This is a genomic window from Streptomyces sp. NPDC058864 (genome assembly GCF_042742985.1).
Lineage (GTDB): Bacteria > Actinomycetota > Actinomycetes > Streptomycetales > Streptomycetaceae > Actinacidiphila.
The window spans coordinates 39,197-53,538 of record NZ_JBHYMQ010000025.1 but is presented as its reverse complement, the minus strand read 5'-3'; the positions used below and the strand labels follow the sequence as shown (position 1 = coordinate 53,538).

Below are 14,342 nucleotides of genomic sequence, written 5' to 3'. Positions count from 1 at the left end.
TTGCGTGCCCTCTCGCCAGGACCGGGCTCAGTAGTGGGCGTGTCCCGGAACAGGACGGGCAGACCGGTTGAGGGTCACCTGTGGTCCGGGTCAGTTCCCGAGGTTCGGCAGGCTGTGCAGGACGTCAAACCGGGTCAGCTTCCACACTCCGTCGATCCGGCGGAGGTGTGCGTCATAGAAGCCGATCATGGTCGGCATGGCGCTGCCCTGTATGCCGCGAAGGTCCGCCGGCCAGCCGCCCTCGGGCTCCGCCGTGGCGATCGCCGGTATCACCAGGAACTGCGCGTTCATGGTCGCCTCGTCACCGTCGATCTCGATGACGTGGTCGGTGGTCATGTGGTGGAAGTACATCCGCTCCGGGAGCGGGGGCCAGCTCGCGACGAACTCCCCGATCTGCTCCGGGCCGACGAGCGGCTTTCCGACGCGCTGGTACTTCTCGGTACCGGACCGACCGAAGAACCGGAACTCCCCGCCTTCTGCGAACAGTCCGGCCAGGGCCTCGACATCCCGCTCGTCGGTGGCGCGGACGTACCGGGAGAGGACGTCCTGAATATCGAACCTGTCGTGCATCAATGTCTCCTTGGAACGATCAACGTGCGAAACGGCGCTCGTAGCCCTGCCAGAGCGCGTCGAAGTCCTCGTGCTTGCGCGGCGACTCGAGGGCCTGGCGGGTGACCTTGAACGGGTCCCGGGACTCGTAGACGACCATGAGGCCCCAGTTGAGCCGCTGAGGACCGGACGGCATGTTGGTCGCGAAGTCGTCGATCTCCGGGACCACGCCGTGCGGCGTCATCATGTTCTGCAGGGAGCTCGAGCCCGGCTCGCCGTACATGCTGGTCGCGCCGCCCTCCGGGACCTCGATCACTCCGTAGAACTCGGTGCTGATGTTCCGGTGGTAGTAGGCCGGCCGGAAGCTGTCCTCCGACACCTCCCAGCGCCCGGTCGGGGCGAGGAAGTCCATGTTGGGCACGCCGGGGGTGTCGGTCGGCGACGTGAGGATCGTGTAGATCGACGGGTCGGTGTGGTCGTGGGTGAGGGTGCCGACGTTCTGGAAGGAGTAGAGGTCGTAGACGTACGGCACGTGACTGCCGTGCCAGGCCACGACGTCGAGTGGGGAGTGGTCGTAGGTCGACGCCCACAGTTCGCCGCTGTACTTGACGATCGCCTCGACGGGGCGCTCGACGTCCTCGTATGCGGCGACCGGCGCGCGGAAGTGCTGGGGGTTGGCCATGCCGTTGGCGCCGAGCGGGCCGAGCTCGGGGATGATGACCGGCCGGCCGTAGTTCTCGGCCACGTAGCCGCGGGCGATGTCGTCAAGCAGCTCGACCCGGAAGCGCACGGCTCGCGGGATCAGTGCCACGTCGCCGGGCTTGACGTGCAACAGGCCGAACTCGGTGCGCACCAGCAGCTCACCCGCCTGTGGGGTGATCAGCATCTCGCCATCTGAGTTGCTGAACACCTTGTCCTTCATGGAGGTGTTGGCGGCGTAGAGGTGCACGGCCATACCGGTGCGCGCACTCGGGTCGCCATTGCCGCCGAGAGTCCACAGGCCGGCGACGAAGTCGGTCCCGGGCGCCGGGTCGGGCAGCGGCCGCCAGAAGGAGCGATTCATCTCCACCTGGGCGTCGGCGATGCCGCAGAACGTGCCACCGTCGATCCGGTGGAAAGCGCGGTGCTGTGCCGACGGCCGGATGCGGTACATCCACGAGTGACGGTTGCTGGCACGCGGCTCGGTGAAGGCGCTACCGCTGATTTGCTCGGTGTACAGCCCGAAGGGGGGCCGCTGGGGGGCGTTGTTGCCGACCGGCAGCGCGCCGGGCAGGGCCTCGCTGGAGTGCAGGTTGCCGAAACCGTGCAGGTACGTCAGCGCTTCGGCGATCTTACGCGCCTCGGCCTTGTCCTCATGATCCGTGGAGACGGTCACGCAAACTCCTTTTGCGGAAATTTATCGAGAAAATGCCTGCTTCGAAGAAAGCGACATATGGAATGCCGGATTAGCGGCACGATGACATGCCGCCCGCTCGGCCGGTCGAAATCATATACCGCTGACCCTCGACCTTTCCACGACTGTGGAATGACGGTGAGCCTATACTGCACCCATGACTGCACGCAACGCTTCGGCCCGCGAGGCACCCTCTGCCACGACCGAGACCCGGGACCGCATTCGCGACGTCGCGATCGACGCCTTCGCCGAGCGCGGCTACGACGGCGTGGGCCTGCGCGAGATCGCCAGGCGGGCGAGCGTCGACCCTCGGCTCGTGGGCCACTACTTCGGCTCCAAAGAGGGCCTCTTTGCGGCAGCCCTTGAACTCACCATGGACCTGCCTTTGGCGGACTTGAGGGAGTCGCCCGCCACGTTTCTCGCCACGCCGCCGCCCGGACGGGGCATGGACGGCATGCTCATGACAATTCGCTCCACATCCAGCCCTGAGGCCGTACAGATCATGAGGGAGTTGATCGAGCAACGGTTTGAACGAGTCTTGGCTGAAGGGCTTTCAGGGGACCAACGTCATGAGCGGGCCGCACTGATCATGTCCGTGAACATCGGCTTCCTGCTCATGCGGGACGTCCTCGGCATCAACGCCCTCAACGGTGACGTAAAGGACCTCACGCCATATCTCCAGACGGTCCTGGGGAGCCTTGTCGAAGGCATGCCCACTGCCGATCAACCCGAGGCGACGGCTTAAGGAATACCGCGCCGAAGTCGGCCCGGAGCCCACTGTCATCTGTCCGATCGTCGCGGTCGGCGCCAGTGCGCCGTGCCGGTGCGCGGCGATCTGCGAGATACAGAGGCCTGGCCACGAGCGGGCACGGTCGCCGGGGTCAGGCCGGAGTACGCCAGAACTCGGCGGTACCAAGCCGGCGGTGCCGAATGCCCGTCAGTTGTCCCGCCCCGTCCGCACAGAGGTTTCCCACGGACCGGGCTCGTCGTGGGGCATCAGCCTTCCCGCTCCCCGGCAAGCGGTGGGCCGGCTGGCGAGTCGACGCGCCGTTCATCGGTCGCACTGCCGTGGGGCGAGACGCCAGGACCCTCACGCTCGCCACGGCTTGCGCAATTCCGATGCCGACATGGACCGTTCGGCTCCACGCGCGGGTGCGGCCCGGCAACGCGCCCTGTCGCTGACGGCGGGGGGCCCATCGCCGGGGCGGCGTGAACACGACACACGGCGCCAAGTCGCCAACTCCAGCCATTGACCCGGTCGTCGGGGGCACGCGATCTTTCTTCGGGCGACCGTGAAGTCGTCCGACATCGTTATCGGAATACCGCCCTGTCCACTCCGCCGTCCCTCGGAGTCGCCCTGTGCTCGTGCCCCGCCTCTCGCGCCCCCTCTCCAGACCGACGGGATCCCTGTGGCAACGTGCGACCGGCGCGGCCGCGGCCCTGCTGCTGACCGCGCTCGCCGTCCAACTGCCGCAGCAGAGCGCCGCGGTCGCCGACGACACCGGGCCCGCGGCGGAGTCGCTGTGCGGGACCCCGCAGCCCGGGCACTTCGGTTGCTTCGCGGTGCGGCAGGCCGACACCGCCGGCGGCCGCGGCGCGCGGTCCGCCGCTCCTGACGGGTTCGGTCCGGCCGACCTGCGCTCGGCGTACGACCTGCCCGAGGACGGCGGCGCCGGGGCGACGATCGCGGTCGTGGCCGCGTACGACAACCCCAACGCCGAACAGGACCTCGCCGCCTACCGGGCACAGTACGGGCTGCCGCCGTGCACGACCGACACCGGCTGCTTCCGCAAGGTCGACCAGCGCGGAGGTACGGACTACCCGCAGCCCAACGACGGCTGGGCCGGTGAGATCTCCCTCGACCTGGACATGGTCTCGGCCGTCGCCCCGAAGGCGCACATCCTCCTCGTCGAGGCCGACAGCTCCGCCACCGACGATCTGGGCAGCGCCGTCAACACCGCGGTCGGGCTGGGCGCCCGCTACGTGTCGAACTCCTACGGCGCCTACTACGACGGCCCGGACCTCGCCGCCCTGGACGCGGCGTACTTCGACCACCCCGGGACCGCCGTGGTCTTCGCCTCCGGCGACTACGGCCACGGGCTGAGCTACCCGGCCTCCTCCCCCTACGTGACGTCGGTCGGCGGCACCTCGCTCAGCAGGAACGACAGCGGTGCGCGGGGCTGGACGGAGACGGTGTGGAGCGGCACGGGCTCGGGGTGCTCCGCGTACCAGCCGAAGCCGGCGTTCCAGACCGGTACCGGCTGTGACCGGCGATCGGTGGCGGACGTCAGCGCCGTCGCCGACCCCGACACGGGCGTGGCGGTCTACAACACCTACTCCGGCGGCGGGTGGGGGGTCTACGGCGGCACCAGCGCCTCCGCCCCGATCATCGCCGGTCTGTACGCGCTGGCCGGGACGCCCGTCGAGGGCACCTACCCGGCCGCGTACCCCTACCGCACACCCGGCGCGCTCAACGACGTGACCACCGGCAGCAACGCGCAGTGCTCCGACGACGCGCCCTGCGACCCGGACACCGCGCCCGCCTGCGAGCCCGCGAACAGCTGCACGGCGGGTCCCGGCTACGACGGGCCCACCGGCCTGGGCACCCCGAACGGGGTCGGCGCCTTCCGCCCCGGTCCGCACGGCACCGTGAGCGGCAAGGTCACGGACAAGGCGACCGGCAAGGCGCTGCCGGGGGCGACCGTACGGCTGGGCACGCACTCGGCGGTCACCGGGGCGGACGGCGGGTGGTCGCTGGTGGCGCCCACCGGCTCGTACCCGCTGACGGTCGACGCCTTCGGCTACGACCAGAAGAACCTGGGCACCGTCACCCTCGCGGACGCAGCGGAGCTGACCCGGAACGCCGCGCTCACGGCGGTGCCGACCGCCACGGTCTCCGGCACGGTCCGGGACGGCGGCGGACACGGGTGGGGCGTCTACGCCCGCCTCACCGTCGACGGCGTCCCCGGCACCGTGCATACCGACCCCAGGACCGGCCGCTACTCCGTCCGGCTCGAGCGCGGGAAGACGTACACGCTGCGCGCCACCGGGCTGTATCCCGGATACAGGCCGGCCGAGACGAAGGTCGCGCTCGGGTCGTCGCCGAGGACGGCCGACCTGACGCTCCCGCTGGTCGGCTCCGGCACCCTCCCGCCCGGCTACGCCGTCGACTACCACGGCGGCGGGTTCCAGTCCTTCGACACCGCGGCGAAGCCTGCCGGGTGGAGCATCGTCAACCACACCGACGCCGGAGGCTGGGGATTCGACGACCCGCTCACCCGCGGCAACCAGACCGGTGGTGACGGCGGCTTCGCCCAGGTCGACGACTACGCCCTCGGCTGGGGCGCGGTCGACACCGAACTGATCAGTCCCGCCTACGACTTCTCGGCGCAGACCCGTCCGGCGCTGGAGTTCGACACCGCTCTGCCCAGTCTGTGGCGCTTCAACGACCCCACGGCCGACATCGACGTGAGCACCGACGGCGGGGACCACTGGGAGAACATCTGGCACCACACGGACGTCGTGGAGGGCCCCTCCCACCAGACGGTTCCGCTCACCGCCTACGCCGGGAAGGCCTCGGTGCGGCTGCGCTTCCACTTCGCGGGCTCCCTGACCGGCATCTGGCAGCTGGACAACGTCGCCGTCGGCACCCGCTCGCTGGTCACCGTGCCCGGCGGGCTGCTGACGGGCCGTGTGACGGACGCCAACACCGGCGCCGGAATCGTCGGGGCGGCCGTCTCCGCCGCGAAGGCGCCGCAGGACGGCGGCCGTACCATCGCCTCGCCGGACGACCCGGCCGTCGGCGACGGGCTGTACTGGGCGTTCTCCTCCCGGACCGGCCGCCAGGAGTTCACCGCCGGGCTGCCCGCCTTCGGCTATCCGGCCGGGACGTCCACCGTGACGGTCAAGGCCGACGCCGTCACCACGGCGGACTTCGCCCTCCGCCCGTCACGGCTGAAGGCCACCCCCGGTGCGGTCGGCGTCACCGTTCCCTGGGGCGGGAAGAAGACCGTCACCGTGAAGGTCCGCAACACCGGCGGCGCCCCGGCGTCCCTCGCCGTCGGCGAGCAGGCCGTCGCGGACACCTCGGCGCGCGTGCCCGGCGCCGCCAGGCAGCGGACGGCGGCCAGGCCCGATCCGCTCGACAGCGCGACGACCGCGACGACCGCGGCCACGTCATCCGGCCGGGCCACCGGGGCGACCGCCGGACAGGCGTGGCAGCCGCTCGCGGACCTCCCGCAGCCGATGACCGGGGGCATCGCGGCCGCGTACGACGGCGTCCTGTACACCGGTCTCGGTCAGACGCCCGACGGCCAGTGGACCACCGCCCTGCGCTCCTACGATCCGGCCACGGCGACCTGGAAGGACCTCGCCCCGGCCGTCACCAAGCGCAGCGGCGCGGCCTACGGGTTCGTCCGGGGCAAGCTGTACGTCGTCGGCGGCAAGAACCGCGCAGGAGCCCCGATTGCCGGGGGCGAGGTCTACGACCCGGCGAGCAACACATGGTCGCGGATCGCCGACGCGCCGAAGGCCTACGGCAGTTCGGCCGCGGCGGCGGTGGGCGACCGGCTGTACGTGGTCGGCGGCTGCACCGCCTACTCCTGCGGCACGCGCGACGTGCAGGTCTACGACCCGGCGGGCGACACGTGGTCCACGGGCCCGGCCTACCCGCTGCCGACCTCCTGGCAGAGCTGCGGAACCGTGGACGGGACGCTGTACTGCGCGGGCGGTGTCCACCAGGGCGACGGGCAGCCTCCGCACGCCACGGCCGTCGGCTACGCCCTGGACCGCGCCGCGGGCCGCTGGACTCCGATCGCCGACCCGCCGGTGGACTTCTGGGGCGCCGCGACGGCCGTCGGGGCGGGCCGGCTCATGGCCGCCGGCGGTGTGCTGGTCGGGGCCGCCGCGGTGACCAACGAGGCGTACGCCTACGATCCGGGCGCGGACGCCTGGAGCGCGCTGCCGAACCTTCCGCAGCCGCTCTACGCGGCGGCCGGGGCACCCGGCTGGTCCGTCCTCGGCGGCCAGAGCGCCGACAGGGTGATGCAGACCTCCGCGCTCGAACTGCCCGGCTACGACGCGCCCCACGGGGACGTGGCGTGGCTGGCGGGGAAGGCGGACGCGTCCTCCGTCGGCGCGGGCAGGACGGCGGAGCTGACCGTCACCGTCGACGCCCGGTCCATGGGACCGGCCGACGCGGGCGTGCACCGGGCGCGGCTGGTGATCGACAGCGACGGGCCGTACGCCTCCGTCACCGTGCCCGTCACCATGACGGTGGTGGCGCCGCCCGGGTGGACGCACCTGAGCGGCACCGTCAGCGGCGCCGGGCAGAACGGCGGCGGCACGCCGCTGGCCGGAGCCACGGTGCGGGTCGGTACCGGGACGGGTGCGTACACGCTGAGCACCGCCGTCGACGGCACGTACCAGCTGTGGCTCCCTGAGGCCGGACGTACCGTCACGCTCACCGTGAGCGCCGAGGGCTACCGGACGGCCGAGCGCACCGTGCGGCCGCACGGTCGTGACTCCGTCACCGCCGACGTGTCTCTGACACGGCGTTAGGCGGTTCGGCGGAACTTGGTGGGGCCGGTCCGGCGGGACCGGCCCCACCATGCTTTGCGGGTCGTGACGGCCGCATGCCGGCGGCGTGCGGGGCCGGCCCACGGCGGTGATCGACCGATGCCGCGGGGAGGACCCCTCCGCCCGGCCCGAGGGACCGGCCTCGCGCGCCGGAGGCGTGGGGAAGGGCTTCATCGGCGCCGGGGGGCACGACCACCGCGCCGGCTCCTGCCCGGGGCCAGGCAGTGGCCGGGGCGCTCGAGGCGGGTCACGTACTCCAGCCGCCTCGGCCGGCTGTGACGGCCGGCTTTCTCGCGAGGCACGACCTGCGTCGACCCGACGACGTCCACGACGTCTCGGCCGGTGCGTCCTGCCGTCGCCGGGGACGCGCTCACCTGCGGCGACGCCCCGGGAGAACGTGGTGGAACGCCCTCAAGTCTACAGTTGTATACTTACCTGCACAGCACCACCTGCCCGCGCCGTGGCGCGGGAGCAATCCGCATGGGAGCAAGGAATGAACCTCAATCTCGAGGGCAAGCGCGCTCTGGTCACCGGTTCGAGTGCCGGCCTGGGCGAGGCCACCGCGAAAATGCTGGCGGCGGAGGGCGCCGCGGTCGTGATCCACGGCCGGGACAAGGACCGCACGGAACGGGTCGCCGCCGGCATCCGCCGGGCCGGAGGCGCCGCCACCACCGTGCTGGGCGACCTGGCCACGGATGAGGGCGCCGCCGCGGTCGCCCGGGCGGCCACCGCCGACGGTCCCGTCGACATCCTCGTGAACAACGCCGGCTTCTACCGGCATCTGTCGTGGGCGGAGGCGAGTCCGGCGGAGTGGACCGAGACCTACAACGTCAACGTCGTCTCGGGTGTCCGGATGATCCGGCACCTGGTTCCGGCGATGCGCGAGCGCGGCTGGGGCCGTGTGGTCACGATCGGTGGCGGTCTCGCGTCCCAGCCGATGAACACCCATCCGCAGTACAACGCCACGCTGGCGGCGCGGCACAACCTCGCGGTGTCGCTGGCCCGGGACCTCAAGGGCACCGGCGTCACCTCGAACACCGTCTCGCCCGGCGCGATCCTCGTCGAGGCGACGAAGGAGTTCGTCACCGCGATCGGTCCCGCCCGCGGGTGGGGTGAGACCTGGGAAGAGGTCCAGCCCAACGCAGTCGAGGCCCTCATTCCGAACGACCGCGGCCGTTTCGGCAAGCCGGACGAGATCGCCGCTGCCGTGGCGTACCTGTGCAGCGACTATGCCGAGTACGTCAGCGGAGCCACGATCCGCGTGGACGGCGGACTGATCCGCTCCGCGTTCTGAGAACGGGGGCACCGATGCGGGTCCGGGCGCCACAAGGCGCCCGGACCCGGCGCCACGCCCGCCGGCACTGCGGCGGATGCGGGCCGTCGGGTTGACCTGAGGGGTTGACCTGACGGCCCGCCGTCCCGGCGAGCGGTTCGGGCAGGGCCGTGAGCACACCCCAGTGGAGCGCGAGACCGCCGAGGGCAGCGCGCGCCACAACGGGACCGCGGCCGGGCCGGGTTCGAGCCGAACGGGGCGCCTCGTTCGAAGGCGCCCGCGAGGACGCCGCGCCCTGATGAGCCGTAGGGCACGAAGTCGGTGGCCAGGCGGCGGCCGGACCGCGGAGACCTCGACAGCTCTACCACCGTAGACCGCACTTTCGGCCTCACTACACTTGTGTCGTGGACAACGAATCGCCCCGGCCCGAGCCGCACCCTGCCGCCCCCCGTCGGTCCCGGAACGCGGCCGCGACCCGCGAGGCGATCCTCTCGTCCGCTGTGGAGGCCTTCACCCGGCTCGGCTACGACGGCGCGGGCGTTCGGGACATCGCGAAGGACGCCGGCGTCACCGCGATGATGGTCAACCGCTATTTCGGTTCCAAGGAACAACTGTTCGCCGAGGTGGTGGACACAACCTTCGCCCCGCGCACCGTGGTGGGCAGCGATCCGGCGACCCTGGTCCACGACGTCGCCAGGTCGCTGGTGGAGCGCACCGCACCCGAAGCCGACGAACTGAGCCCTTTCCTGCTGACGTTGCGGTCCGCCTCGAATCCGCGAACGGCCGAGATCGCCCGCCTGGGCATTGAGCGCCACGTGGAACGGCGCCTCGTCGGCCTGTTGACGGGCGAGAACACCTCGGAACGTTCCGCGCTCGCGTTGTCGCTGATCGCCGGCGTGTGGCTGATGCGGAAACTGATCGGGAACACGGCTCTGGTGGAGGCGGATCCCGACCGGCTGGCCGGGCGGCTGGAAGACGTGCTGCGGATCCTGCTGGAGGACACTCCCCCGGAGGACGGTGACCAGGCCCGGTCCGCGGCCCGGACCCCCGTCGACGACTCCGCTCGGGTGTCGTAGCCGAACCGACCGCGACGGTTCGACATCCACTGCTCGCGGAGGATCACCGCGGGCTGGACCGCCCCGGACCGTGGCCCACGCCCGGGGCTCCGTGACGGGTGACCGTCCCCGCTGGGCCCGGGGGCCGGTCACCCCCTCGCCAGCAGATGGGCCGGGGCGACGCGTGACTGGGTGCGGACCGGGAGGGCCAGGGCCGCGCAGACCAGGACCACCGCGGCCAGGGTGGCCAGCAGCGCCGCGCCGCCGACGGCCGGAAGACGCCCGCCCAGCGTGCCCCACCCGATCGCGAGCACCGCCGCGAGCCCGGTGACCGCTCCGGCCAGTCCGCCCAGCACGGCGAGCAGCGCGCCCTCGTAGTAGCTCAGCCGGGCCAGTTCGCGGGTCGTCCAGCCGGTGGCGCGAAGGACGGCGAGGTCCGCGGCGCGTTCGCGCATGGACAGGACCAGGACGTCCACCGCCCCGGCGGCTCCCAGCAGCAGCGACAGCGCGACGCTCAGGTAGTCCGCGGCGCGGGCCTGTGCGACGACGGCGTTGCCGAGCAGTGAGCCGGCCACCTCGCCGCGGAAGCCCAGGGTGAGGGCGAGCAGGACGGTGAAGGCCGCCACCGCGAGGGCCAGTCCCGCCGCGCCGAGCGCGGTACGGCCGGGGAAGCGCAGCAGGTTGCGGACCGCGAGCCCGAGGACCGTACGGACGGGAGCCGCGCGTCCGGTGGCGGTCACCGGGGGCGTGATCGCGTCCAGCGGTTCGAGGCGGGTGGCGCGCCAGGCCGGGATCAGCCCCGCGGTGACGGCGAGCAGTAGCGCGACCGGCAGCACGAGCGCCGCCTTCCATCCGGCGTCGGGAAGCCCCAGCACCACGCCGAGGACGTAGGTCAGCGCTGCGCCGAGGGCTCCCGCGCCCAGGCCGATGACGAGGAGTTCGCCGAGGATGAGCCGGAGGATCTCCGGCGGGCTCCAGCCCAGGCAGCGCAGGGTGCCGATCTCGGTGCGGCGCGATCGCACGGAGGCCAGGGCGGCCTGGGCGAGGAACAGCGCGCAGACGACGAGGACCAGCACGAACAGCACGGCGCTCTTGGCGTCGACGGCCTTGAGGATGCGCAGGGCCACGCCCTTGGCGGTCCAGTTCTCGACGACGTCGGCGCCGGGCAGCGCGATGGTCTGCGGTGCCGGTGAGCTGCCGATGGTGATGTCCACCTGGAGACCGGGGTACGCGGTGCGGATGCGGCCCGCGACCGCGTTGACCCGTGCCTGTGAGGCGGGGTCGACTCCGGTGACGCCGGCGACCCGGATGCGGATGGCGCTGATGGGGGCCTTGTCCTGCACGGTCGGCTGCCGGCGGCTGCCGGTCAGCACGGGCAGCGCGTCCAGGGACGTGAGCATGGTGGGCGGTGCGGCCAGGTACCCGCCGAGGTTGCGGTCCGGACGCAGCGGCTTGTCGCCCAGTGCCTTCCGCCCGGCCTCGTCGGCGCCGGTGACCTGCGGGGAGCGGTAGGTCTCCAGCGGCACGGCGGACAGCGAGGACGCGCCGGAGAAGCCGGGGAGCTTGGCGGCGTCGTAGCGGCCGACCGGTTTCAGGTAGGGGATCGGTGTCCTGCCGTAGTCCTCCTGCCCGCAGGTGCGGGTGCCCCAGCAGGTGGTTCCGGGGTGGCTGACGACCTCCCGGAACTGGGTCCCGGTGTTCTCCTCCGGCACGAACTCGATGAACTGGCGGTCCTGGTAGGTGCGCCAGGTCTCCGGGGACTGGTCCTCGCGGGCGCGCGGCTCCAGGTCCGCCCCGGCGCGGCGGTAGTCGACGGGGCCGACGGTCCAGTAGCTGTCGGCCTGCGGGGCGAACAGCGACGTGCCGGGAAAGCCCTGTTCGAGGTCGGCGCCGACACGTCCCACCGGCGTTCCGCTCAGGTCGTTGACGAAGTCGTGGGCGGCGGGACTGCCGAGCTTGCCGCGCAGGGCGACGGGGTCGCCGGTGTCCAGGCGTTCCACGGTCGCGTTCACGCTCCCCGCGGTCAGGGCCTGGTCGCTGAGCACCATCGGGATCGTCCAGTAGGACTCGTTGGACCAGTTCTCCTTGCGGCCCCAGGCGGGCTTGTCCCGGTCGGTGAGCATGCGGCCGGAGGTGACGGCGTGCCCGAGGCCCACCAGCCGGTCCTCGGCGGCGGGGTCCACCGCCGACAGCAGCACGGGATAGGAGACCGGGATCTCGGCGACCGCCTTGCCCCCTTCCGATCGGCAGGTGAGCCAGCTGTTCATGTCGGGGTCGAACGGCGACTCCTCGCGGCGGTCCTCGCGTATGAGGTTGGGCTGCAGTGGCCCAAATCCGCCGTCGTCGGTGTGCTCGACGTGTACATCGGTCCTGTTGTAGTTGTAGTACCAACACACGGGGTAGGTCCGGTGGTCCGCGTGTTCCTCGAGCAGACCCGGAAACGTGGAGTCGGAGAGCGTCTTGGACGGCTCGATCGGGTTGCGGCTGACGTACACGTACTGGTCGGCGGCGCGATAGCGGCCCATACCCGCGGTCAGCGTCGGCTTGATGCGCAGCATCTGGGCCCGCGCCGTGCCGTCGAGGAACGACGACACGTCAACCTTCAGCGTTCCCTGCACCATCAGGTAGCCGACGTTGGCGACGGGCGCGGCGACCTCGATCCCGGGCATCTCCTTGATCCGCTCGTACTGGCCCGTGCCGATGCCGCCGAAGATGCCGGACAGGAAGTTCGCCCCGACCAGTTGGTCGCCGCGCTCGAGGGCGGTCTGGCTGCCGTGGGGGCGCACCAGGACGTCGTAGGCGGAGCGGGCGTTCTTCCGCACGGTCTCCGTGGTCCGGGCCTGACTGGTGGTCACTGTCGAGGTGAGCAGGGTGAAGCTGGTGGCGGCCACGAGGATGCCCGCGGCCAGGGCCAGCGCGCGGGTCCGCTGACGCCGCAGTTGCGACCAGATCATCGCGATCACGGGCGCAGCCCCCCGAGCCGGTCCAGGACGTCGGCCGCCGGCGTGATCCGTTCGTCGGCCACGACCCGTCCGTCGTGCAGGCGCACGATCCGGTCACAGCTCGCGGCGACCTCCAGATCGTGCGTCGCGACCAGCATCGTCATCCCGTACTGCGCGGTCAGCGACAGCAGCAGGTCGACGATCTCCCGGCCCGTCGAACTGTCCAGGTTGCCCGTCGGTTCGTCCGCCAGCAGCAGACCAGGCCGGTTGATCAGCGACCTCGCCACAGCGACGCGCTGCTGCTGACCACCCGACAGCTCCGACGGCAGGGCCCCGGCCCGGTGGGCCAGGCCCACGGCCTCCAGCAGTTCCATGCCGCGGGCCCGCCGGTCGAAGTCCACCCGGCGGGGCAGCACCGGGGCAAGTACGTTGTCCAGCACGGTGAGGGCGGGCAGCAGATGGAAGCGCTGGAAGACGAAGCCGATCCGGCGGCGGTGGGCATCGAGTCCGCCCGGGCCCAGTGCGGTGCCGTCGACCTCCACCGTGCCGGAGTCGGGCAGGTCCATGCCGCCCACGACATGGAGCACCGTCGACTTTCCGGCGCCGGACGGGCCGGTCAGGGCCACCGATTCGCCGTCCCCGATCTCCAGGTCGACGCCGTCCAGCGCCACCACCCCCGGATGCCGGCGGGTCACACCCCGCAAGGCCACGCCCATGGTTCCGACCACCCCTCCTGCATTGCGGCAATGCAGGGGTACATTGTCACAACACAGAGGGGATGCAAAATGCCACTGCACCATGCGGTGCTCGCGCTGCTGGCCGAGGGACCGAGTCACGGCTACGAGCTCAAGGGCCGTTTCGAGGAGGCGATCGGCCCGCAGTGGGGCGGGCTCAACATCGGGCACCTGTACCAGATCCTGGACCGGCTGGTCCGCGACGGGCACGTCATCCGTTCCCACGTCGCGCAGAACGACCGCCCGGACAAGACCCGTTACACCCTCACCTCCCAGGGACTGGACGAGCTCGACAGCTGGGCGACGACGGCCTGGGTCCGCACCGGCGGATACCGCGACGAGCTCTTCCTCAAGCTCTTCGGCGCGGCCTCGCTGGGCGCCGAGGCCGTCGACGCCCTCGTGGCCGCCCAGCGTCAGACCTACCTCTCCGAACTCGCCGCGCTCACACGCCTGCGCCGCACCCACACCCACGACCCCCTCGTCGCCCTCCTCATCGACGCCGCCATCGCCCACACCAAGACCGACCTGCAACTGGTCGACACCGCCACCGACCGGCTGGCGCCGCTCACGCAAGCCGGTGCCCCCTCGCACGAAGCGACGGAGGAACCGGAGACCCGCGAACGCAGGGCGACGACGTAGCGCGGGGTCCCCCGCGGCCGCGGTCCCCGCGGTCCCCCGGTGCGTCCCGCGCCCGCCGCGCCGCCCACGGGTGGATGAGCAGGAATGGCCCCCCGGCAGCATGCATGAGGAGACTGGTGCCCGTGGCCGTACGAGGCCGCGCCCCCGGGCACCGCGGAGGCCGCCCGGTGCCGTGACACC

The 14,342-nt window shown here is 71.8% G+C and carries 9 protein-coding genes; 5 read left to right on the top strand and 4 right to left on the bottom strand.

Going from position 1 to position 14,342, the window contains the following annotated elements; all coding sequences use genetic code 11:
* Positions 1-90: 90 nt before the first annotated feature.
* Together ACFW3D_RS20525 and ACFW3D_RS20520 are read right to left on the bottom strand one after the other, a co-directional pair.
* Entirely contained in the window at positions 91-570 is a 480-nt protein-coding gene (locus ACFW3D_RS20525) for a nuclear transport factor 2 family protein (protein ID WP_500505651.1), read from the bottom strand.
* A gap of 19 nt (positions 571-589) precedes the next feature.
* A complete protein-coding gene (locus tag ACFW3D_RS20520; RefSeq protein ID WP_500505649.1) occupies positions 590-1,924 on the bottom strand; it encodes a homogentisate 1,2-dioxygenase in 1,335 nt (444 codons plus the stop codon).
* A gap of 175 nt (positions 1,925-2,099) precedes the next feature.
* Between ACFW3D_RS20520 and ACFW3D_RS20515 the strand changes: the two genes are divergently transcribed.
* The 4 genes from ACFW3D_RS20515 to ACFW3D_RS20500 all read left to right on the top strand — a co-directional run bounded on the left by ACFW3D_RS20515 (position 2,100) and on the right by ACFW3D_RS20500 (position 9,868).
* Positions 2,100-2,687 carry a TetR/AcrR family transcriptional regulator gene (locus tag ACFW3D_RS20515; protein ID WP_500505648.1) on the top strand — a complete coding sequence of 196 codons (588 nt, stop codon included), beginning with the start codon at positions 2,100-2,102 and terminating at the stop codon, positions 2,685-2,687.
* A gap of 620 nt (positions 2,688-3,307) precedes the next feature.
* Positions 3,308-7,501, top strand: a complete 4,194-nt coding sequence (locus ACFW3D_RS20510) for a carboxypeptidase regulatory-like domain-containing protein (protein ID WP_500505647.1) — start codon at positions 3,308-3,310, stop codon at positions 7,499-7,501.
* A 511-nt stretch (positions 7,502-8,012) separates the two neighbouring features.
* Entirely contained in the window at positions 8,013-8,813 is an 801-nt protein-coding gene (locus ACFW3D_RS20505; protein ID WP_500505646.1) for an SDR family NAD(P)-dependent oxidoreductase, read from the top strand.
* Positions 8,814-9,196: 383 nt separating this feature from the next.
* Positions 9,197-9,868, top strand: coding sequence for a TetR/AcrR family transcriptional regulator (locus ACFW3D_RS20500; RefSeq protein WP_500505645.1), 672 nt, complete (start codon positions 9,197-9,199; stop codon positions 9,866-9,868).
* Between the two features lie 128 nt (positions 9,869-9,996).
* On the opposite strand, the gene ACFW3D_RS20495 is transcribed toward ACFW3D_RS20500, so the two are convergent.
* On the bottom strand, positions 9,997-12,801 hold the full coding sequence (locus ACFW3D_RS20495) for an FtsX-like permease family protein (protein WP_500505692.1): 2,805 nt from the start codon (positions 12,799-12,801) through the stop codon (positions 9,997-9,999).
* 5 nt (positions 12,802-12,806) lie between these two features.
* Positions 12,807-13,505 (bottom strand): ABC transporter ATP-binding protein, encoded by a 699-nt coding sequence (locus ACFW3D_RS20490; protein ID WP_500505643.1) that lies wholly within the window; start codon positions 13,503-13,505, stop codon positions 12,807-12,809.
* Between the two features lie 69 nt (positions 13,506-13,574).
* Here ACFW3D_RS20490 and ACFW3D_RS20485 point away from each other — a divergent pair, with 69 nt between their 5' ends.
* Positions 13,575-14,162, top strand: a complete 588-nt coding sequence (locus tag ACFW3D_RS20485) for a PadR family transcriptional regulator (protein WP_500505642.1) — start codon at positions 13,575-13,577, stop codon at positions 14,160-14,162.
* The last annotated feature ends 180 nt before the right edge of the window (positions 14,163-14,342 follow it).